The 19,951-nt window shown below is 70.6% G+C and carries 18 protein-coding genes and 2 pseudogenes; 4 read left to right on the forward strand and 16 right to left on the reverse strand.

Going from position 1 to position 19,951, the window contains the following annotated elements:
- Window positions 1-119 precede the first annotated feature (119 nt).
- Together ACFY2Z_RS09505 and ACFY2Z_RS09510 are read left to right on the forward strand one after the other, a co-directional pair.
- The gene (locus ACFY2Z_RS09505; RefSeq protein WP_390743595.1) at window positions 120-293 is read left to right on the forward strand and encodes a hypothetical protein; all 174 of its coding nucleotides are present in this window, start codon (window positions 120-122) and stop codon (window positions 291-293) included.
- Between the two features lie 352 nt (window positions 294-645).
- The gene (locus tag ACFY2Z_RS09510) at window positions 646-1,170 is read left to right on the forward strand and encodes a hypothetical protein (RefSeq protein ID WP_390743596.1); all 525 of its coding nucleotides are present in this window, start codon (window positions 646-648) and stop codon (window positions 1,168-1,170) included.
- A gap of 414 nt (window positions 1,171-1,584) precedes the next feature.
- Here the strand turns inward: ACFY2Z_RS09510 and ACFY2Z_RS09515 are convergent.
- Together ACFY2Z_RS09515 and ACFY2Z_RS09520 are read right to left on the reverse strand one after the other, a co-directional pair.
- Window positions 1,585-1,860 (reverse strand): annotated as a pseudogene (locus ACFY2Z_RS09515) (tyrosine-type recombinase/integrase); the annotation flags it as partial.
- Between the two features lie 249 nt (window positions 1,861-2,109).
- Window positions 2,110-2,658 carry an SMI1/KNR4 family protein gene (locus ACFY2Z_RS09520; RefSeq protein WP_390743597.1) on the reverse strand — a complete coding sequence of 183 codons (549 nt, stop codon included), beginning with the start codon at window positions 2,656-2,658 and terminating at the stop codon, window positions 2,110-2,112.
- 54 nt (window positions 2,659-2,712) lie between these two features.
- Between ACFY2Z_RS09520 and ACFY2Z_RS09525 the strand changes: the two are divergent.
- Window positions 2,713-2,901: pseudogene (locus ACFY2Z_RS09525) on the forward strand (Uma2 family endonuclease); the annotation flags it as partial.
- Window positions 2,902-3,284: 383 nt separating this feature from the next.
- On the opposite strand, the gene ACFY2Z_RS09530 reads toward ACFY2Z_RS09525, so the two are convergent.
- From ACFY2Z_RS09530 to ACFY2Z_RS09555, 6 genes are all read right to left on the reverse strand, one after another.
- Window positions 3,285-3,944 (reverse strand): nuclear transport factor 2 family protein, encoded by a 660-nt coding sequence (locus tag ACFY2Z_RS09530; RefSeq protein WP_390743598.1) that lies wholly within the window; start codon window positions 3,942-3,944, stop codon window positions 3,285-3,287.
- Window positions 3,945-4,388: 444 nt separating this feature from the next.
- Window positions 4,389-4,769: a hypothetical protein gene (locus ACFY2Z_RS09535; protein ID WP_390743599.1), complete on the reverse strand. Its 381-nt coding sequence runs from the start codon at window positions 4,767-4,769 to the stop codon at window positions 4,389-4,391.
- 327 nt (window positions 4,770-5,096) lie between these two features.
- Entirely contained in the window at window positions 5,097-5,303 is a 207-nt protein-coding gene (locus ACFY2Z_RS09540) for a hypothetical protein (RefSeq protein ID WP_390743600.1), read from the reverse strand.
- 53 nt (window positions 5,304-5,356) lie between these two features.
- Window positions 5,357-6,643, reverse strand: coding sequence for an MFS transporter (locus ACFY2Z_RS09545; RefSeq protein WP_390743601.1), 1,287 nt, complete (start codon window positions 6,641-6,643; stop codon window positions 5,357-5,359).
- 11 nt (window positions 6,644-6,654) lie between these two features.
- On the reverse strand, window positions 6,655-10,089 hold the full coding sequence (locus tag ACFY2Z_RS09550; protein ID WP_390743801.1) for a BTAD domain-containing putative transcriptional regulator: 3,435 nt from the start codon (window positions 10,087-10,089) through the stop codon (window positions 6,655-6,657).
- A gap of 509 nt (window positions 10,090-10,598) precedes the next feature.
- Window positions 10,599-11,498, reverse strand: coding sequence for an alpha/beta fold hydrolase (locus ACFY2Z_RS09555; protein ID WP_390743602.1), 900 nt, complete (start codon window positions 11,496-11,498; stop codon window positions 10,599-10,601).
- A gap of 63 nt (window positions 11,499-11,561) precedes the next feature.
- Here ACFY2Z_RS09555 and ACFY2Z_RS09560 point away from each other — a divergent pair, with 63 nt between their 5' ends.
- Window positions 11,562-12,095 carry a cysteine hydrolase family protein gene (locus tag ACFY2Z_RS09560; protein WP_390743603.1) on the forward strand — a complete coding sequence of 178 codons (534 nt, stop codon included), beginning with the start codon at window positions 11,562-11,564 and terminating at the stop codon, window positions 12,093-12,095.
- A gap of 23 nt (window positions 12,096-12,118) precedes the next feature.
- Here the strand turns inward: ACFY2Z_RS09560 and ACFY2Z_RS09565 are convergent, their stop codons facing one another.
- Genes ACFY2Z_RS09565 through ACFY2Z_RS09600 form a run of 8 tightly spaced genes read right to left on the reverse strand, consistent with a single transcriptional unit; the run spans window position 12,119 to window position 19,945 of the window.
- A complete protein-coding gene (locus tag ACFY2Z_RS09565) occupies window positions 12,119-12,508 on the reverse strand; it encodes a PPOX class F420-dependent oxidoreductase (RefSeq protein WP_390743604.1) in 390 nt (129 codons plus the stop codon).
- The gene (locus ACFY2Z_RS09570; protein WP_390743605.1) at window positions 12,505-14,019 is read right to left on the reverse strand and encodes an FAD-dependent monooxygenase; all 1,515 of its coding nucleotides are present in this window, start codon (window positions 14,017-14,019) and stop codon (window positions 12,505-12,507) included. The genes ACFY2Z_RS09565 and ACFY2Z_RS09570 overlap by 4 nt, the downstream gene beginning before the upstream one ends.
- Window positions 14,016-15,575 carry an MFS transporter gene (locus tag ACFY2Z_RS09575; RefSeq protein ID WP_390743606.1) on the reverse strand — a complete coding sequence of 520 codons (1,560 nt, stop codon included), beginning with the start codon at window positions 15,573-15,575 and terminating at the stop codon, window positions 14,016-14,018. Before ACFY2Z_RS09575 ends, ACFY2Z_RS09570 begins: the two co-directional genes overlap by 4 nt.
- A gap of 50 nt (window positions 15,576-15,625) precedes the next feature.
- Window positions 15,626-16,663, reverse strand: a complete 1,038-nt coding sequence (locus tag ACFY2Z_RS09580; RefSeq protein ID WP_390743607.1) for a 3-oxoacyl-ACP synthase — start codon at window positions 16,661-16,663, stop codon at window positions 15,626-15,628.
- Window positions 16,650-17,489: an HAD family hydrolase gene (locus tag ACFY2Z_RS09585; RefSeq protein ID WP_390743608.1), complete on the reverse strand. Its 840-nt coding sequence runs from the start codon at window positions 17,487-17,489 to the stop codon at window positions 16,650-16,652. Before ACFY2Z_RS09585 ends, ACFY2Z_RS09580 begins: the two co-directional genes overlap by 14 nt.
- 4 nt (window positions 17,490-17,493) lie before the next feature.
- Complete coding sequence (locus ACFY2Z_RS09590) at window positions 17,494-18,459, reverse strand: aldo/keto reductase (RefSeq protein ID WP_390743609.1); 966 nt, start codon at window positions 18,457-18,459, stop codon at window positions 17,494-17,496.
- Window positions 18,460-18,476: 17 nt separating this feature from the next.
- Window positions 18,477-19,703: a beta-ketoacyl-[acyl-carrier-protein] synthase family protein gene (locus ACFY2Z_RS09595; RefSeq protein ID WP_390743802.1), complete on the reverse strand. Its 1,227-nt coding sequence runs from the start codon at window positions 19,701-19,703 to the stop codon at window positions 18,477-18,479.
- A gap of 2 nt (window positions 19,704-19,705) precedes the next feature.
- Window positions 19,706-19,945: an acyl carrier protein gene (locus ACFY2Z_RS09600; RefSeq protein WP_390743610.1), complete on the reverse strand. Its 240-nt coding sequence runs from the start codon at window positions 19,943-19,945 to the stop codon at window positions 19,706-19,708.
- Window positions 19,946-19,951: the final 6 nt, after the last annotated feature.

Here is a 19,951-nt window from a genome sequence, read left to right on the forward strand (position 1 = left end):
GACCGCTGTCTACGCATGGCGCCGGGCGGCGACAGCCCGGACCTGGTACCGGGAGCTCCGCATCGAACTCGACAGGAGCGACCGTCCGTCAGGTCAGGGTGCAGTTGTCCAGGACGGCTGTGACGAAGGGGCGCTTCTCGCGGCCGAGCAACGACATCAAGTCCTTGTGCGCACGCATCGAGAAGGCCGGCTCGGAGACCGAGGCCACGCTGAAGGACTACGGCACGCTGCCTGTCGAGGCGAGCGGGCACGGCTACGGCCTGCACACGGTGACCTCCTGGGGCCGTCTTTGACACCCGTCTGGCGACTTCGGGCATGGCGCCGGTGAGGGCCTTCAAACGGCCGTCACGGGCCGTGGACAAGCTCCGCTGACCGCATGACCGGGGCCGCCCTCCGCCACGGGGGTGGGGAGGGCGGCCAATCGACCGCTGACAGGGTCATTCGGCGCGATTCAGCAGGACTTGGTGTCGTCGATCGCGCCCCGAGCCGCGGTAGGGAGGAGGGGAATGGGTCCGCGCAGCAGCAGATGTTCATGACTCTGGGGCAGCGCTCGCCGACCCGAAAAGGCGATAGCCACACGACGGCCCCGGCACGAAGACACCGGGCCGTGAGCAACCACATATGGACCAGAAAAGGAAGATGCACATGAACAGGAAGTCCCCCGCACACCGCCGTCCGGGCCGCCGCGCGGCCGTCGCCGCCGGCCTCGTCCTGGCTGTCGGACTCGGTGTGTCGACACAGGTGTCGGCACAGGCATCCGTCCATGCCCCCGCAAAGTCGTCCGCCGCCGCACCGCAGTCGGTCAGCGGCACGAGCGGCCAAGTGGTGACCCGGGTCGCCGACTTCTACGGCGCGTACATCGACGCGATCGGCGACTACACGGACCCGGACGCCACGCTGGAAACGGTGCTCCGCAAGCACTACCTGACGCCCGACTTCGCCAAGCGACTGGCGGACTGGGAGAAGAAGCACGGGGCGGACGGTGTCCTGCGTGCCCAAAACGTCCCGCGGGAGTGGACGGTGACCGACAACGGCGCCGTGGGTAACGGCCATGAGGTCATCGTCACCCTGACCTTCGGCAGCGGGGAGACGACGCAGAAGATCAAGCTTTTCGTGCTGGTGGAGCGGTACAACCACATCGTCGACATCGGCACCACGAGCAACCGCTGACAGCGGATCCGCTCCGCCCGGTCTGTCATGGTCAATCTCACGACGGACGAGAACACACCCATCTGGCGAGTAACCTACTGGTATGTAGGGGACGATATCTTCACTTCAAACGCCTTCACCATCCTTGCCAGCGTGGGCGGCGTCCTGGCGATCACGTCAGGCATAGCGGCTGCGTTGCAACCACTGTTCGGTGGTTGGTGACAGAGCTAGCTGACATCCACGTCTGACATCAACGGCAGCAGACGTAGGCACCCCGTGGAGACCTTTCGTGGCCTGCCCCCACATGAGCCGCCAGTAACTCCCTACCTGGTGATCGAACTCCTAAAGCGGGCGTCGCAGGTTCGAATCCTGCCGGGGCACAGAGAGAAGGGCCAGCTCGGGAAGGGTTTCCTCCCGGGCTGGCCCTTCGGCGTTTCAGGCGTCGTGCCACACGCGTGCCACTACGGGTCCGCGGGGTCCTTCTCGGAGGGGCCCGGAGCCGCTCCCCCCACCACCCCTGATCACGGCGCCGAGCCGATCGGCGATGGCCCGGTCACGGTCGCTGGTCATGTGCTGGTAGATCAGCGCGGCCCGCGAGCTGCTGTGGCCCATCCGCGTCATCAGCTCCCGCGTGCTGGCCCCGGCCGTGGAGGCCAGCGTGTTTCCCGTGTGCCGCAGATCGTGAAAGTGCAGCTCGGCCGTGACGCCCGCGGTCGTGACATCAGCGGTGACGCCAACAGCCGCGAACACGTTCGGATTCCGGCGTACTTTAGCGGCCGGCGTCAAGCCGCTTCCTTAGCAAGATGCAGGGCCTGGAAGACACCGTGATCGATCTGATGAGGATGAGGCCAGACCGCAAAATGTGGAACTCCACGTAATTCCCCGTCGGCAGCGCCAGCATCCCTGCCCATACATTCGAGCCCGACGCCTTCGCAGTGCATCGGGCTCCATGCGGTTACGTCAGTCCCACCAGCCGTCGCCAGCGTGCCAGCGCTGCACCCACTCCAGGAAGCCGAGCGCTTCCGGCATCGGATACGGATAGGCGCCGACGTCCGTGACAAGCCATACCTTGCCTCGCTGGGGACCGGTCACGACGAGGACCCAGAAAGATGAGGGTCCGTCTTCGGTGCCGAGCACGATGGAGCCGTGGTTGTAGACATCGGCGACGCGCTCGTGGTGGTCTTCGGCCAGGGGCTCGCCTTCCCAGGCCCAAGTCTCCTGGAGCGGGAACAGAGCAGAGGGATTCCGATCCCCCTGGCAGGGATAGTCCGGTGGGAGCCAGCCCAAGGGCAGGAGGCCGCCGTCTTCCGGTGGCCCAAAGGATGACCCGTTGGCGATCTCGGCAACCAGGCTCCGGTACGGCTCCGGGAGGACGACCCCGTTCTCGGATTCCCACGCCGAGACGGCTTCGTATCCCAGTGCCGGCTCGCGCCACTCCGGCTCGAATGCGGAGCAGAGGAACTCCAGGGTGGCCTCGTCCGGGCGCTGATCGGGTGATGTGACTGTCACGGCAGCATGCTGGCAGAAGGCACTGACAGAGCCGCCACGAGGGCACCACGCTAAAAGGTCGACCAGTACGCCAAGGCAGGCATCGGCTTCCACTGGCGGATCGAGCAGGCCGCGACGGGCGTCCCCCCTTGTGTACACCTACGTTCTCGACCGCGCGACGAAGACCGGGACGGAGACCTGTTCACCGGCATCCTCAAGGTAGTGGCCCCCTTCCCGGTGAAGATCGACCTCGGCCAGATCTGACCCATGCGCCGCTCAGCAGCGGCAGCGCGTGAGCGATGCGTGAGCGGACAGCCCGATACAGGGCGGCATGAGCCGGATCAAGTGGCTCGCCGTGCGGTTCTGACCAGGAGAGACAGCACCGAGCGGCAGCGCCAGGCACCACCTGGCAGGGATTCGATCCCACTCCTCAAGCGAGTGCCACAGGTTCGAATCCTGCCGGAGGCACGATCCAATGACACTCTGACCCGCGTCGGAGCATCAGAAAGGCCCCTCGGAGCAGGTCTCCGAGGAGCCTTTCGGCCTTCCATGGAGACGGATGGGACCGCGCCGTCAGGCAGACCTCGTCAAACCCCGGCGGGTGATGTGCGGCCGGTAGTGCCGGGCATCACCCGCCGGGGTTCGGCTCAGCCCTTGGCGACCGCCGAGGCCCAGTCGAGGTTCACGCCCATCTGGGCGAACATGTCCGTGTACCCGACATAGCAGTTGAACTTCTCGACCTTGCCGTTGTGCAGGTACCAGAAGTCGGCGGTCGGCACGTCGACCCTCGCGCCGGTCGGCTTCACGGTGCCCGCCGGCGTCTGCAGCGGCCCCTCGAACGTGCCCTGGATCGACAGCTCGATGCTCACCACGTCGCCGTTCACAGTGATGCGCTTGAGCTCACGGTGGACATCGGGGAAGAGGCCGGCCATGTTGTTCAGAACGTCACCGAGCGCCTTGCCCTGATAGGTCTTGCCGGCGACGACGTCGTTGAAGACGCCGTCCTTGGCGAAGCCGTTGACGAACGCGTCGACGTCCAGGCTGTTGCCCTCCGCCACGTGGTACTCGCGCAGGACGACTGCGAGATTGGCTATCTCACGCTTGGTCAGGTGGCGGTTCGTGAGCGGCAGCGCCGCCAGCTCGCGCGGGCTCAGGTCCGCGCGGGCCTCCGAGCCGGCGACGGTGTGAACCCGCGTGCTGCCGGCGACGGGACTCGCGGCCTGTGTCGGCGCAGCGGCAATGGCGAGACTGCCCAGGCTCGCGACCGCGGCCGCGGCGATCATCGTCTTCCACTTGAGCGACTTCATGTCGTGTTCCTCCAGGCTGGTTCTCAGAGTCCGAGATCCGCCGCACAGATCTCTCGCCACGTGCGGCGGGTGGTGGGTGCCGTTGCCCGTCGGTGTGCGAGCCGGGCGGCCCTCCCTCACGTGGATGACTTTAACATTCAAGTCATGGTCTTACGCAAGGGGGCGGATGCATGCACTTAAATGTCCAGTCCTACGCTGTACCTAACTTGAATGATCAATTGAGGTGATGGTAGTGCGGTGGCTGCGATGCCCTCAACGGGCCCGTCGGGCCGAGCCGAGCGCGGACATGGGACACCGCTCAGCGGCCCCGCGCGGCGGTGGCCCGCCCCCGGGGAGTGAACGATCTCGGACCGTTTCTGCTGCCGCCTCGCGTCGGCGCCGACGCCGGCAAGAACGCACTCCGCTGATGTCACACGCCAAGGACCGGATGCCCGACCTGACCGGTCAGGCGCGGGAGCGGCGAGAGAACTCGCACCACCGGTTGTCGCTGGGGTCGCCGAGTACGGCGCGGAGGGCGATCGAGTCCCCCTTGCGGACCTGGTCCAGGTCGTAGAACTCCTCGCCGAACTTCAGGTCGAAAGTCTGCGGGGTGGCCCCCTTGGCCCCGGCGTAGAGGTACCCGTGGCCGGCTGCCAGGCGCTTCACCGCTCCGGAGCCCAGCGCGAAGCCGACTGGGAGATCCCGGACGGTGAAGGTACGGTCCGGCTCGACCGTGAGAGTCGATCCGCAGTCGCTTGTCCAGTGACCCAGGACGTCCGCCGCCGTCACGTGCGGCAGCGCCTTCGGAGCACCACCGCAGGCGCCCGCCGGCAGGGCGACCGCCACGGCACACAGGGCGCTCGCCGCTCGAACTCTCGCCGCATCCCACTTCCCGTACGGACACTGAGTGTCCAGGGCGCGACCGCTGCCGCCGTCAACAGCGGGTCAGTCGGACAAGCATGCACTTCCCACGCGAGGCTCTGTCAGCCTGCCGGCGATGATCAAGGTCACCGCACGCTCGACCCAACCATGCGGTGACGCCGCCGGGCTGCGCTCGGATCGAACTCCTGAAGCGGCTGTCGCAGGTTCGATCCTGCCGGGGGCACACGGACCGGCCCTCTCCTTCGCATGATTGCGGCGTGCCACGTGTGCGGGCGCTTCATGCAGAGCCGGTCAGCTCTCGGCGCTGTGGTAGTAGACCGTAAGGGACGGCCAGGGGCCGTCCCCGGTGAACTCCGTGTGCAGGACGAGGTCCTGCACCTCAACCGGGCCGAGGCTCTCGACGGAGTCCGCGACCCTGCGGAGAAGCGCGGGCACGTCGTTCTGTCCGGCTCCCGCCGGGTTGGCCTGAGAGAAGTGTTTGATCGTCCACGATTCCATGCGTCCATGATCGGGGCAGGGCCGGGCGGTGAGGCCGTGGGGCGGCGCCGTCGTCAGGTCCGTCCCACGGCCGTCAGGTCCACGTCCTTCGTCTCCCGGTACCGGACGAACGACACGGTGCTGAGCAGGCAGAGAGCCGCCACGTACCAGCGGTACCAGTCGGCGTGACCGTGTGTGGCGAGGTACTCGTTCAGGTAGGGCGCCGTTCCGCCGAACAGGGCCACCGTCAGCGCGTACGGCAGTCCGACGCCACTGGAGCGCAGGGCCGTGGGGAACATCTCGAGCGTCGCCGTCGGCGCGGCTGCGGCGTAGCAGCCGAACAGCAGCAGCGCCGCCGTCATCACCGCGAACAGCCGTACGGCCGAGCCCGACAGGACCCCCAGGAACAGCGGGGACAGGCAGGCGAACCCGCAGCCGAACACCAGCAGCAGCGGACGGCGGCCGAACCGATCGGCGGCCATGCCGAGCACGGGCAGCGCGAGCATGAACACCACCTGCGCGGCGACGGCGGCCCACAGCGCGGCGTTCGCCGGCATCCCGTAGCGGAGCTGCGCGTACAGGGGCAGGTAGGAGGCGAAGGTGTAGTAGACGACGGTCGCTCCCAGGGTGAAGCCGACCACGCGAACCGCGGCGCGCGGGTGGGTGCGGACCGCCTGCCAGGCAGGGTTGCGCGGTCGCTCGCGCACTGTGTCGAAGACGGGCGTCTCGTCCATCCGCCCGCGCAGGTACCAGCCGTACAGGGCCAGCAGCGCGCCGGCCGCGAAGGGAACGCGCCAGCCCCAGCTGCCCAGCTCCGCGGGGGTGAGCGTGCTGTGCAGCAGCAGTGCGATCAGCGTCGCCGCGAGCGTGCCGAGCGTGGTGCTGATGTAGATGGCGCTGGAGTACAGGGCGCGGCGCCCGGTCGGGGCCGTCTCGTTGACGTACGTGCTCATCGCCGCGCTCTCGCCGCCCGCTGACAGTCCCTGCAACGCCCGGGCCACCACCAGCAGCACCGGGGCCAGGACGCCGACCGTCCGGTGGGGCGGGATGAGCGCGATCAGGAGGCTGCCGCCCGCCATCATCAGCAGGGACAGCCGCAGGGCGGCGCTACGGCCGCGGCGGTCGCAGTACGCGCCGATCAGCGCCCCACCGAGGGGCCGGAACAGGAACCCGACGGCGAACACCGACAGCGTCCTCAGGACGTTCGTGGTGGCGTCGCCGGCCGGTTGGAGCTGGGCGCCGAGCAGCGCGGCGAACGTCACGAACGCGCCCCAGTCGAACCACTCCATGGCGTTGCCGATCGAGGCGACGGCGACCCGGCGCAGTCCGCCCTGCCTCGTCCTTGCCGAACTCGCTGTCATCACAAGGCTGTTCACGATGTCGTCCCGGCCTTCCCGGTCGTCCTGGTGTCCTGTGGTGACGCTGCCGGGTCGGCGTGGAGCCGGGCCCGTACGTCGTCCGCCTCCGCGGCGCAGATCTCGGTGAACGCCGTCAGGGCCCGGGTCCAGTACGCGCGCGCCGGCGCGTCGTCGCCGGCGAGCGCGGCCACGGTGCCCAGGACGTGTTCGGCCCTGGCGACGTTCAGGCGCTGCGCGGTCGGCTGGGACAGGGCGAGCGCCAGCTGCGCGCACTCCTCGGCACGGTCCGGATCTCCCAGGCTCACGTACAGCGGGGCCAGTTCCAGCAGGACCTTGCTGCGGGCGACACGGTTCGCGCTCGACTCGGCCAGGGAGCGGGCCGACTCGGCGTGTGCCGCGGCCCCCTCCCCGTCCATGAGCCGGTCGACGACGGCGAGGCGCGCCAGCGCGTACGCCTCACCGTCGACGTAACGGATCTGCCGGGCTCCGTCGAGCGCCATGCGCGCATAGCCGGCCGACTCCGGCAACGCGCCGAGCTTCGCGCTGATGGCCGACAGCAGGCACAACGTCTCCACCTCGTAGGTGCGGTCGCCGCACTCCTGGAACGAGCTCAGGGCGCGCTGTGCCGACTCCTGGGCACTCTCGTGCCGGCCGAGATCCAGGTCGACCAGGGCGAGCCCGTACAGCGAGATGCTCCTGTCGTAGGAGGAGTCGATGGACTCGGAGGCCTTCAGCGCGCGGGTGAAGCAGGACCGCGCCTCGGACAGCTCCCCGGTGGCCTGACGCACCAGGCCCAGGTTGCGCAGGCTGTAGGAACTGATGTGGTGCAGGCCGAGAGTGTCGGCGACGGCCAGCGACGCCGTGAGGAACTCGTCGGCACGCGTCATGTCGCCCTGCGTCCAGTGGATGAACCCCAGCAGGCCCTGGGTGGTGGCCTCCAGACGGGGCGACCGGATGCTGCGCGCGGTGTCGAGCGCTTGCCGCGCCGCCTTCTCGGCCTGCTCGCCCCGGCCCAGGCTGAGGTGGGCGAGGCTCATGTTGTTGAGCATGGCCGCGACCTCCTCGGCCATGCCGAGCCGGTCGTGCAGCGCGAGACTCTTCTCCTGGTGCGCGATGGCCCGTTCGTAGTCGCCCAGCGTGTTGTGCAGGTTGGCGAGGCTGCGGTGCATGGCCGCGATGCCGGGCTCGTCGCCCAGGGACTCGGCGGCGGACAGGCCGATGCGGGTCGTCTCGTCCCACTCGGTGCGGTACTTGCCCGTCCAGAAGAAGCCGCGCAGCGCGTCGGCCAGGTGCCAGGACAGATGGTGCGGGCCGTGCGTGCCGAAGTGGCGCACACAGGCCATCAGGTTGCGCCGCTCGGCCAGCAGCCAGGCCATCGCGTGGCTCTCGTCCCGGAACCGCGGCGAGTCGAACGTCGCGTGCGGCCGGGCCGGTTCGGCGAGCCGGACGAACTCCGAGTACAGCACATCGGCGGCGGCGCACGCGCCCGCGAGGTACCACCCGCCGAGCCTTTCCAGCGCCTCGGCCCGCGCCTGCGCGGAGTGCTCCTCGATCGCACGGTCCTGCGCGTACTCGCGCAACAGGTCGTGGAACTGGTAGCGGCCGGGCGCGATCTGATGCAGCAGGCTGGCGGTCTCCAGCCGGCTCAGTCCGGTCCGCGCCTGCGCCTCGCTGATGTCGGCGAGCACCGAGACGGCCGCCGGAGTGAAGTCGGAGCCGGGGAACAGCCCGGTGAGCCGGAAGACGGCGCGGTCGTCCGGCGTCATCGCGTCGTACGACAGGGCGATGGCCGTGGAGACGGCGGAGGTCGTGTCGCCGTCGACGGAGAGGGCGGCAAGGCGGTTGCCGCGCCGCAGACTCTCCAGATAGGCCTCGGTCTGCCCGCCCGGGGCGCTGATCAGGTTGGCCGCGGCGATCCGCAGGGCGAGCGGTAGGTACGAGCACAGCTCGGCCACTTCGCGCACCACCTCCGGGTCCATCGCCACCCCGGCCTGGCGCATCATGCCGGTGACCAGTTCGGCGGACTCCTGCGGGCTGAGTGTGCCGACGCCGATCACCTGGGCGCCGTGCGTGACCGCGAGGGAGCGCAACTGGTGCCTGCTGGTGATCAGTACGGAACATCCCGCGTCCCCCGGGACGAGCGGGAGCACCTGCTCGACGCTGGAGGCGTTGTCCAGCACCACCAGGACGTTCTTCCCGGTCAGCTTGGACCGGTAGAGGTTCGCCTGCTCCACCGGGTCGACCGGGATCTGGTCCGCCGGCACGCCGAGGCTGCGCAGGAACTGCGAGAGCACCTGGTCCGGCGGGAGCGGCGCATACGCCCCGCCCCGCTCGTAGCCGCGCAGGTTCACATAGAGCTGTCCGTCCGGGAACGCGGCGCGCATCCGTCTGCCGAGGCACACCGCCAGTGCCGTCTTGCCGACGCCGGGCGGTCCGGACAGGACCACGACGGGGACCCCGGTACGGCCTCGCACCGGAGGAAGGACCGCCTCGACCCGGCCGACGATGTCGTCGCGCCCGACGAACCCGAGCGCCAGCGGCGGGAGTTGGGCAGGTACCGTGACGACCCTGTCCACGCCGGGACGAGGCCCGTCCGGGGCCGCCAGTGCGGGGTCCGATTCGAGGATCCCGGTGTGCAGCGCGCGCAGCCGCTCGCCGGGCTCGATGCCGAGCTGCTCGACCAGTTCGCGGCGGGCCTGCTGGTAGACGTCCAGTGCCTCCGCCTGCCGCCCCGAGCGGTACAGGGCGAGCATCAGCAGGCTCCAGAAGTTCTCCCGCAGCGGATTGTCCATCGCGGCCGTGCGCAGTTCCTTGACCAGCTGCGCGTGCCTGCCGAGGTGGAGCTCGGTCTCGAAGTACGCCTCCAGCGCGCCGAGTCGCTCGTCCTCCAGTGCCGGGGACTCGTCGCGGCGCAACGAGTCGGACGGAACGTCCGCGAGCGGCGCCCCGCGCCAGACGCTCAGCGCCTCGGCCAGAAGCCGCGCGCGCTCCTCCGGCGTCTCCGTCCGCTGTGCGGTCAGGACCAGGCGGCGGAACCGCGTCAGGTCCAGCTCGTCCTCGTCCACGTCGATCCGGTAGCCGCCGGCGGCGGTCGCCACCAGGTCCGCGTCGCCGAGCAGGAGCCGCAGTCGGCGTACGTACGTGTGCAGCGTCCCGCGCGGGTTCGACGGCTGGCGCTCGTCCCACAACCAGTCCGCGAGACGGTCGTTTTCGACCACTGATCCGGCCCGCAGCAGCAGCGCGGCCAGGAGTACCCGGAGCTTTCCGGAATCTATGATCTTTTCATTACCGGAGATTGACGCAGAGAGTGTTCCCAAAATTCCGAAGTTGTTTCCGGCGCTGTGCGCGGCGGCACGCGGCGACGGGACGAATTCCGTTCGTACCATGCGGTTGTTGCCTTCCCCCGTAGGCGTGTGCACAGCCGCCCCCCGCTCAGCGCACCGCGCCATTGCCAGAATGCGCACACGGGGGTCTGTCGGGCCGTGCACTTGCCAGAATAGGGGACGAAAAATATCGATGCGGTGACGGCGCGTTGTTCGGTAGGTCACACGGCAAATCCCTTAAGATTTCAACGAGTTGAGGTGACTCGGATCAGCGACACGCCGGTCATGCCGTACCGGTGAACCAGCAGATCGCCGTCGTCACCGGGTCCGACGCAGCCGGGTCGTCGAGGGGGTGGAGGGGACGCGGGCTGCGCAGCGCTCGCAGGAAGTCCCTCCGCATGTCGCTCTGGGGTGCGGGCGCGTCCTCCGGCGGCGGGACGACACCGGACGCAGGCGGGTACGGGACACCGTCCCCCGGAGCGGGACCCGGACCGCGCGGCGGCGTTGTGTGTCTGCCCCTGCCGTACGGGAGGCAGCTGCCCGACGCCGCGCCCACCCGTGCTCTCGGCTGCGGGTGCGCGGAAGCGGTCCGGACCGTCAGGTGACGACGCATCACAGTCTCCTTCGTACGCGATTCAGGTCCGGCGCACGCGCCGGGTGGCGAGATCCGACGGGTGCGACCGGCGGAGGTGGTCGACGATCAGGTCCCGGATCGTCGACGACCAGTGCGGGGGAAAGATGTGCCCCATGCCGGCGATGCGCCACAGACGCGCGCGGGGAATCACCCGGCGCAGCTCCTCACCGTGATCCGGCGGGAAGACCGGATCCTGCTCGCCGTGCACGACGAGCGTCGGCACGTCGAGGGCGGGGAGCCGGTCGGTGAGCGGGGGCGTGCGGTCCAGGGCCGTCAGATGGCGCCCGGACGTGTCGGGCAGCACCCCGTGGGCCATCACCCGCCGGACCAGGTCCTCCCAGTAGGCCCGGTCGAACGGCACGAGGGGCCCTACGAGCACCCGCCAGCCGTCGACCGCGGCGGCGAGGGACTCCTCGGGACCGCACGGCGGCGACGCGGTGAGCCTGGCGACCCGCTCCAGCATCGGCGGGCGTGGACCGGACAGACCGGTGCGCGGCGGCTGCCACACGTCGCCGTTCGCGTCCGGGGAGCTGGACAACAGCACCAGCGACCGTACGAGTTCGGGCCGGTCGAGCGCGAGCAACTGGGCCACCATGCCGCCGAACGACTGGCCCACCACGTGCGCCCGGCCCAGCCCGAGCCCGACGATCACCTCGGCGGCGTCCGAGGCCGGCACCGACAGGTCGTACTCGTCGTCGGACTTCCCCGACCTGCCGGTGTCCCGGTGGTCGTAACGCACCACGAAGTAGCCGTCCGCGGCGAGCAGTCGGCACAGTTCGTCCGGCCACACGAGGCCGGGCACCGAACCGCCCATCACCAGCAGCAGCGCCGGGTCACGGCGGCTGCCGAACGTCTCCGTCCACAGCCGCAGTCCGTCCCGCGTCGTGATTGGCCTCTCCACTGGGCTGTTTGTCCCCTTGGTAGTGTGCCGACGACCGCCGATCATCCGTCCCTGGGGGAACACATGACCCGCGCCCGCACGGCACTTGTCCTGATTGATCTGCAGCGGTGGATCGTCGACATGCCGTGGCAGCCGGTCAGCGGCGACGCCGTCGTCGACGCATGCGGAAGGCTGCGCGAGCACTTCGCGCACACCGGCTCCTCGACCGTCGTTCTCGTCCGGTACGTACGCGCCGACGGCGCCGACGGCGGCATCGGCGCCGCGCCCAACCAGCTGGTCCCCGCGTGCGCACCGCGCGCCGGCGACCACCTGGTGACCAAGAACGGTCTCGACGCCTTCGAGGGCACCGAGCTGCACGACGTCCTGCGCCGCGAGCAGGTCACCGAGCTGGTGGTCGCCGGACTGTCGACCGCACACGGCGTCGCGGCCACGGCCACGACGGCGGTGCGCCTGGGCTACGACGTGGTGGTCGTCTCCGACGCCACCGCGAGCGTGGACGAGGCGCAGCACCGCGAGGCGCTCGACCGGCTCACCGCGCTCGGCGCGCGCACCGCACCGGTCGCGGACCTCCTGCCCGCTCAGACCGCCGGGAACTGACCCGGCGGCCTGCGGCCGGGCGGCTACTGGTAGCTGACCGACGTGGGCTTGACGACGTACACGATCCGGTGCTCGGCGTCCGGCGGCGGACCGTCCAGCTTCATGCCGTACCGCTCGGCGAGCTGCGCGAAGAACTCGGCGGAGGAGTCGTCGTCGATGCGGACCACCTCGCCGCGGATCTCCAGATAGCGGTAGGGCTGCTCCGGGTCGTTGACCGACACCGCGACCTGGGGGTTCGCCGTGATGTTCTTGTACTTGTAGCGGATCGTCGTGTTGGTGAAGCGGATGTACTCGCCGTCCCAGGAGAACCACATCGGGTTCACCTGGGGTCCGCCCGCCCGGCGGATCGTGGCCAGGTGGCCGAAGAGCGGCCGCTCCAGCAGATCCCGGTGGCTGTCCGGAATAAGACTCATGCCGTGTGTGCCTTCGCTTTCTCTTGTTCCTCCTGCCGGGCCCCGAGCAGGGGCCGGAACAGGTCGGTCAGTCGTGCCCGCATCTCGGGGGCGTCCCTGCTGATCCCGTCCACGTGGCCGTCCGGCCGGGCGAGCACCAGCGTCGATCGGCCGCGGCGTGCCACGGTACGGACATCGAGTACCACGCCGAGCCGTTCCGCGCACCACCGCCTCAGCTCCCGCACCTCCTCGTCCGGCCGCCCGACGAGGATCAACGTGTGCCGCAGGTCGTCGAGTTGACCGCGCAGCGGCTGCGGCACCAGCGCGCCGGCCACGAAGCCCGCGACCCTGCCGCCGGCCGGCGCATCGGTCCGGTACCTGGTCCGCAGGCCTGCGAGCCAGGGAATGTAGGCGACGTCGAACAGGCGCAGGCCGGAGGCGACCCGCAGGGCGTTGTCCCGCAGGACGACCTGGTGCCGCTTGCCCAGCAGCCACAGCCTGGTCTGCACGTCGGCCTGGCGCACCACCGCGCGCGCCACCTCCCCGCGCTCGCCGGCATACGTGTCCAGCAGCCGTTCCGCGCTGCGCCCGTGCCAGACGAGGGCGAGCTTCCACGCCAGGTTGTGGGCGTCGTTGACCCCGGTGTTGAGGCCCTGACCGCCCGCCGGGCTGTGGATGTGCGCGGCGTCCCCGATCAGGAAGACCCGGCCGACCCGGGTCGACTCGGCGTGCCGTGCGTGCACGTTGAAGACGCTGATCCAGTCGGGGTCGCGCAGCCGGATGCCGCCCGGTCCGCGCTCGTCGACCAGGCGCTGCACCGCCGCCAGGTCGATGTCCTCCTGGGTGACCCCGGGAGGTGCCGAGGTGAACACGCGCCAGCGCCCGTCCGGCAGGCCGCAGGCCACCAGAATGCCCCGCGGCGAGCAGAAGTAGTGCGTCATGCGGTGGTCGAAACGCGTGTCGACCATCACGTCGGCCACCACGAACCGCAGTTCGTACGTGGAGCCCTCGAAGCCGACGCCCAGGTGTCCACGGACGGTGCTGCTCGCCCCGTCGGCCCCCACCAGGTACGCGAACTCCTCCTCGTGCTCGGTGCCGTCCGGGCCGCGCAGCCTGGCCCGCACCCGGTCGCCGAGCTGCTCGAAGCCGAGCAGCTCGGTCGCCCACTCCACGGCACCCCCGACGGTGGCGAGGTTGGCCCGCAGGACCTCCTCGATGTCCGGCTGCGGACAGATCAGCGGCCGCGTCGCGGGGCGGTAGCGGAGGTTGGCGATGACCTTCCCGTCGGAGTAGTACCGCATCTGGGACTGGGGCAGCGCGCGGGTGGCGAGGAGGTCCCGCCCGCCGACCCGGTGGATCAGCTCGACGGTCCGCGGCCACAGGCCCAGCGCCTTGGACAGGGTGCTGGGGCCCTCGGCCCTGTCCACGCAGCGGACCGGTACGCCACGCCGGACGAGTTCGGTCGCCGCGGTCAGCCCGGCCGGTCCCGCGCCCGTGACGAGGACGGGCAGCACGCTCGCGGGGGTGCTCATACGGCGGCCTTCTCGGCGGCGGGCGCGGCCTGCTGGGCGGGCTCGCGGAGCATCACGCCCACCAGCACGGCGCTCGCGGCGCAGATCGCGACGACCACCCACAGCACGAGGTGCAGACCGTCGGTGTAGCTGCCGGTCAGCAGGTCGTGGAAGGCGGAGCGGGCGGAGCCTGCGACGGTACCGGCCGCTCCGGCCAGATCGCCGCTGATCACGCGGTCGGCCAGGGCGCCCGCGTCGGCACCCTTCGTCCCCGGTACGCCGGCCAGACCGTCGGTGATGTGCGCGCGCGTCGAGTTGAGCAGCACGGCGCTCATCACGGCGATGGCGAACGCCTCACCGGCCAGACGCATCGTGTTGAACATGCCCGCGGCGGCACCCGCCTGGGCGGGCTCCACGGAGGTGATCGCCACGCCGTCGACCAGACCGGCCGTCATGCCCATGGAGATGCCGAGCAGCAGCAGCGGGCCGGCCAGCGCGGCCACCGACACGTCCGGTGCGATCAGGGTGAGCCAGCCGGCGCCCACCGCGGCGACCACGAGGCTCAGGGTGAGCACGAGCCGGGTGGAGACCCCGTTCTTGACCAGCTTGCTGACGACCAGCGGCACCACCAGGACGGGCAGGGTGAGCAGCATCATCGTGGCGCCCGAGGCGTTGATGCTCATCCCCGCCACCGAGGTGAAGTACGTGGGCAGGAGCACCAGCAGGCACACGAAGCTGAAGGACAGCGCGACGGGGATCAGTGAAACCGCCATGAAGCGGCCCTGCCCCAGCAGCGAGAGCTGGAACATGGGCTGCCGCTGGCGCAGTTCGGCGACGACGAACAGTGCCATCAGCACGGCCGCGGAGGCGAACAGCAGCAGCGTCGTACCACTGGCCCAGCCCTGCTGCGGGCCCTGGACGACGGCGAACATCAGGCAGAACAGCGACAGCGTGAAGGTCGTGGTGCCGGCCCAGTCGACCTTGGTCGCGGCGGGGTTCCTCGACTCCGGCATCTTCGGCACCGCGGCCAGTACGATCACCGCGACGACCAGGTGCGACAGGAACACCGCACGCCAGCCGAAGGCGTTGACGAGCACACCCGCGGTCGACGGACCGAGCGCCAGACCGGCACCGGCCGACGAGCCGAGAATCGCGAAGGCGCGGGCCTGCGCGGCACCCTCGAACGTCGTGGCGAGCGTCGCGGCACCCGCCGTCATCACCGCGGCGGCCCCGAGTCCGGCGAGCGCACGGGCCACGTCGAGCACGGCGATGCTCGACGTCACCGCACTGGCCAGGCTGGACAGGGCGAACAGCACGGTGCCGGCGGCGAACATCCGCCGCCGCCCCAGGATGTCCGCGAGCGAGCCGCAGCCCAGCATGAAGCAGGCGAAGGCGAGGTTGTAGGCGTTGACCACCCACTGCAGCGGGGCAAGCCCCACGTGGAGCGTGGAGCTGATGTCCGGCAGCGCGACGGAGGTACCGGTCAGCGAGGCGGGCAGAACCAGGACGGCGAGGCACACCGCGGCGAGAGTCAGCGTCGGATTGCCGCGTGCGGTGTCCGGACGGACCGTACTCATGAAACGTTCCCTTTCAGGGGGTGATGGGGGGGTGTGGGGAGAGAGGTGGGTCAGCGGACGGGCCGGGCGACGACCGCGCAGGTGAAGCCGAAACCGCCGCCCGCGGAGATCGCGACGGCGATCTCGCCCGGCGCGAGCAGCTCCTGCTCCCGGACGGCCGTCAGGTTCGCCGCCATGTCGCCGGCGCCCAAGTGCCCGGTACGGTCGCCCAGTTCGACGATGCGCGCCTTGGTCAGGCCCTCGACCGCCGGGTGGTAGGTCTCGCGGCGGACCTTGATGCCCACCCGGGGCAGGGCGAGGACGCGGATGCGCGGGTCGTCCGGATCGATGCCGGCCTCTGCCAGCGCCGTCGTGACGATGGTGCGCAGCGCGGTGTGCACCCCGCTGTAGAAGCCGTCGAGGCCGACGTCGGTGATGTACGCCTTCTTCGTGCGCCTGACGTCGACCCGGTCGCTGATCCACCGGCTCACCGGGGAGAACTCGTCCCGGCCGCGATGCAGCCCCTCGGCCGCCGAGACCGCGGCACTGGACAGTCCCAGCAGCGTGAACTCGTCGACGGTGTCGTCGCGTTCGTGCAGCAGCAGAGCCGTGGCGCCGTCGCCGTAGAAGACGCCGTAGTCGCCCGCCCAGCGGTCGAACCCCTCGTCGGGGAACCGGTCGCCGGTGGTGACGAGTGCGGAGCCCGTGGCGGGGTCGGCCAGCAGCCGGGACGCGGCCGCCTCCAGGGCGGTTCCGCCGCCGTTGCACATCACCTGGATGCCCAGCGGCACCCCGCGCACCGCGCCGACGCGGTGCGCCACATAATGCGCGGGCGACCAGAAGTCATGCCCCTGGTGGTGGATCCAGGCGTGTGTGGTGAAGCCGAGGCCGGACCCGTCCCAGCCCGCGGCGGCGAGCGCGTCGCGGGCCGCCGCCACCGCCATGTCCGGCGCCGAGACCGTGTCCGCCACGGGGACCTCGGTGACGCCGGTGTTCCTCAGGTCCTCGTCGCTGATCCTGCCGCGTGCGAGGGCGTCCTGGGCGGTTTCGACGGCCCGCGGCAGCCAGGTCGTGACGGCCCGGACACCCAGCCCGTTACCGAGTCGCATCTGAGACTTCCTCCGTGCTCGACGTGGATGGAGCGGATGGGGTTGGCGGGGTGGAGGGCGCCCGCGAGGCAGGCGGGGCGAGGGCCGGGTCCGCAGCGGCGGTCCCCTGTGCTGTCGCTGCGGACCCGACGGCTGAGGGGAGCCTCGTCCAGCCGAGACGGTCGGCGTGCTCCACGAGGACCGGGTCGTCGCCGACGACCCCCGCCCGGCCCACGCAGGCCAGGAGCGGCAGGTCGGAGGCGTGGTCGCCGTAGGCCACGCACGCCTCGGGGCGGGCTCCCGACCGGTCCATCAGGGCCCGGGCGGCCGCGGCCTTTCCTTCGCCGATCACGGTGCTGAGCACCTCGCCCGTGTAACGGCCCGCGACCACCTCGGGCTCGCTGCACAGCACGTGGTCCGCACCGAGGTGCTCCGCGATCGGGTCGAGGCAGGCCCGGAACGACCCGGAGACCAGGGCGACGCGGTGTCCCTCGGCCTGGAGCCGGCGCAGCTCGCCCACGGCTTCCCGGTGGAAGAACCCGGCGCGCCGACGCTCTCCGGCGAACCAGCGCCGCCCGCTCTCGGCGACCGCCGCCCGCTCCATCCCCGCGTAGTTGCGGTAGTAGGCGCGGTTGGTCTCCTCGCGGGGCACGCCGGCCCGAGCCGCGCGGGTCAGCGCGTCCGCGGCCGCCCGGTAGCGATCGGGATCGGCGAGGTGGAACTCCAGGAAGGAGAACATGCTCTTGACGTCGATGAGCGTCTCGTCGACGTCGAAGAAGGCGATCCGGACCGGTCGCACGCCGCCGCTCGTCTGCTCGCTGCCGGTGTGTCGGGTGTGGCCGCTCATGCGCTCAGTACCTGTGTCCCTGGGCCGCGGGCAGCGCGTCCAGATCGGCCAGGTCCTCCTGGCTGAGGTGGACCTCCGCCGCGGCCAGGTTCTCCCGCAGATAGCGGGAGTTCTTCGTGCCGGGGATCGGCACCACCCGTTCGCCCTGCGCGAGCGTCCAGGCGATGGCGACCTGGGCGGGCGTGACCGCACGGCGGTCGGCCACCTCCCGGATCACATCCACGATGCGCTGGTTGGCCTCCATCGCGGCGCGGTGGAAACGCGGGTTGGCGGCGCGGAAGTCGCTGTCCTCGAACTGGCCGGCGTGCAGCGTGCCGGTGAGGAAGCCGCGGCCCAGCGGAGCGAACGGGACGAAGCTCGCCCCCACGCTCTCGCACCAGCCGACCATCCCGCCCGGCTCGCCCTCCAGGGCATCGCGCGTCCACAGCGACAGCTCGGACTGGACGGCGGTCACCGGGTGGATCGCGTGCGCCTCCCGGGCCTGTGCGACGGTCGCCTCGGACAGGCCGAGCCAGCGCACCTTGCCCTGTTCGACGAGTTCGGCCATCGCGCCCCACGTCTCCGCCAGCGGCACCGCCGGGTCGATGCGGTGGACGTAGTACAGGTCGATGACGTCGATGTCCAGCCGCCGCAGGCTGCCCTCGACCGCCGTGCGCAGATAGGCCGGCGAGTTGTCGCGATGGGCCGCCCGCTGCTTCAGGTCGTCCAGGACGATGCCGAACTTCGTCGCCACGACGGCCTCCTCACGGCGGCCCGCGATGGCTCTGCCCAGCAGCGTCTCGTTGTGGCCCGCCCCGTAGAGGTCGGCCGTGTCCAGCAGGTTCCCGCCCAGGTCGAGTGCTTCGTTGACGACCCGGACGGACCGTTCGTCGTCGCGGGCGGACTCCTGGTACAGCCAGCTCATGCCCATGCACCCGAGGCCGACGCTGCCGATCTTGATTCCCGTGTTGCCCAGATTCCTCAGGCGCACTTTTCCTCCCTTTCCTCTCAGGCGGCCGCGAGTACGAGCGCGGCGTTGTGGCCGCCGAAACCGAGTGATGTGCTCACCGCGACCTCCACATCCGCCTTGGCCGCCGTGCCCGTCGGAATGTCGAGGTCGATCTCGGGATCGAGCTCGGTGAGGTTGGCCGTCGGCGGGACCACCCGGTGGTGCAGTGCCAGCGCGGTGAAGGCGGCCTCGATGGCGCCGGCTGCCGCCAGCGCGTGCCCGGTGACGCCCTTGGTCGACGTGACCAGCGGGCGCTCGCCCAGGACCCGGCGCAGCACGCGTCCCTCGGTGACGTCGTTGAGCGGAGTGGACGTGCCGTGCGCGTTCACGTGGTCCACCTCGCCCTCGCCGACCCCCGCGTCGGCGAGGGCGGCGCGCAGGGCACGTTCCATGCCCGCGCCGCTCGGGTCGGGGGCGGTGGCGTGGTGTGCGTCGGACGACCAGCCGAAGCCCACGACATCGGCGTAGACCGGGACACCGCGCGCCCGCGCGTCCTCGGGCCGCTCCAGGACGAGGATCCCCGCGCCCTCCGCGGCGACGAAGCCGTCGCGCGCCACGTCGAACGGCCGGGACGCGGCGGCCGGGTCCTCGCGCCGCCTCGACAGTCCGCCCATCCGCGTCAGGCCGGTGACGGTCGCGGGCGTCAGCGCGGACTCGGCCCCTCCGGCGAGCACCACGTCGCAGGTGCCGGACCGCAGCAGATCCCGGGCCAGGCCGATCGCGTTGCTCCCGGACGCGCAGGCAGTGGCCGTGACCATGCTCGGCCCGTACGCCTTGACGTCGATGGCCAGATGGCCCGCGACCATGTTCGGCATCCCCATGGGAATCAACAGCGGGGAGACGCTCTTCGGCCCGTCCTGGAGGAACCGGCGGTGCTGCTCCTCCCAGGTCGCCGTGCCACCCAGGGAGTTGCCGACGATGACACCGACCCGGGTGCCGTCCCAGCTCTGCGGGTCGAGGCCCGCGTCGGCCACCGCCTGGCGGGCGGCGACGATCGCCAGCTGGGTGAAACGGTCCAGCCGCCAGGCGCTGCCCGGCCCGAGCAGGGCCCCTGCGTCGAAGCCGGGCACGCGGCAGGAGAAGTCGACCGGGAGACCGGCGAGTTCGGGATCGGGGGCGGCCGTCGGCCGGCCGGAGCACACCCGCTCCCAGCTCGTCCGCGCGTCCAGGCCGGCCGCGGTCACGAGTCCCAGACCCGTGATCGCCACGGCCCCCTTCGACGGGATGTTCACGCCCGCACGCCCTGGGACTCGATGAGTTCGACGGTGTCGGCGATGGTCGTCTCGCCCTGCAGGAGGTCGTCGTCGAGCTCGATCCCCAGTTCCTTGTTGAGAAGCATGGTGAGCTCGATCAGTGCGAGCGAGTCGAGGGCGAGGTCCTTGTAGGAGATGTCCGCTTCGATCTTCCCGGCGGGCACGCCGAGCTGGGTGACGAGCAGACCGGTCAGCTTTTCCTGTATCGCGCTCATGGTTTC

This window comes from Streptomyces sp. NPDC001222, assembly GCF_042896945.1.
Classification (GTDB): domain Bacteria; phylum Actinomycetota; class Actinomycetes; order Streptomycetales; family Streptomycetaceae; genus Streptomyces; species Streptomyces gibsoniae.

What these genes read in the sequence shown, in the direction of transcription:
- ACFY2Z_RS09510 (WP_390743596.1), top strand. Translation starts at nt 646, where the DNA reads ATGAACAGGAAGTCCCCCGCACACCGCCGTCCGGGCCGCCGCGCGGCC.
- ACFY2Z_RS09530 (WP_390743598.1), bottom strand. Translation starts at nt 3,944, where the DNA reads ATGAAGTCGCTCAAGTGGAAGACGATGATCGCCGCGGCCGCGGTCGCG.
- ACFY2Z_RS09540 (WP_390743600.1), bottom strand. Translation starts at nt 5,303, where the DNA reads ATGGAATCGTGGACGATCAAACACTTCTCTCAGGCCAACCCGGCGGGA.
- ACFY2Z_RS09545 (WP_390743601.1), bottom strand. Translation starts at nt 6,643, where the DNA reads ATGACAGCGAGTTCGGCAAGGACGAGGCAGGGCGGACTGCGCCGGGTC.
- ACFY2Z_RS09550 (WP_390743801.1), bottom strand. Translation starts at nt 10,089, where the DNA reads ATGGCGCGGTGCGCTGAGCGGGGGGCGGCTGTGCACACGCCTACGGGG.
- ACFY2Z_RS09560 (WP_390743603.1), top strand. Translation starts at nt 11,562, where the DNA reads ATGACCCGCGCCCGCACGGCACTTGTCCTGATTGATCTGCAGCGGTGG.
- ACFY2Z_RS09565 (WP_390743604.1), bottom strand. Translation starts at nt 12,508, where the DNA reads ATGAGTCTTATTCCGGACAGCCACCGGGATCTGCTGGAGCGGCCGCTC.
- ACFY2Z_RS09570 (WP_390743605.1), bottom strand. Translation starts at nt 14,019, where the DNA reads ATGAGCACCCCCGCGAGCGTGCTGCCCGTCCTCGTCACGGGCGCGGGA.
- ACFY2Z_RS09575 (WP_390743606.1), bottom strand. Translation starts at nt 15,575, where the DNA reads ATGAGTACGGTCCGTCCGGACACCGCACGCGGCAATCCGACGCTGACT.
- ACFY2Z_RS09580 (WP_390743607.1), bottom strand. Translation starts at nt 16,663, where the DNA reads ATGCGACTCGGTAACGGGCTGGGTGTCCGGGCCGTCACGACCTGGCTG.
- ACFY2Z_RS09585 (WP_390743608.1), bottom strand. Translation starts at nt 17,489, where the DNA reads ATGAGCGGCCACACCCGACACACCGGCAGCGAGCAGACGAGCGGCGGC.
- ACFY2Z_RS09600 (WP_390743610.1), bottom strand. Translation starts at nt 19,945, where the DNA reads ATGAGCGCGATACAGGAAAAGCTGACCGGTCTGCTCGTCACCCAGCTC.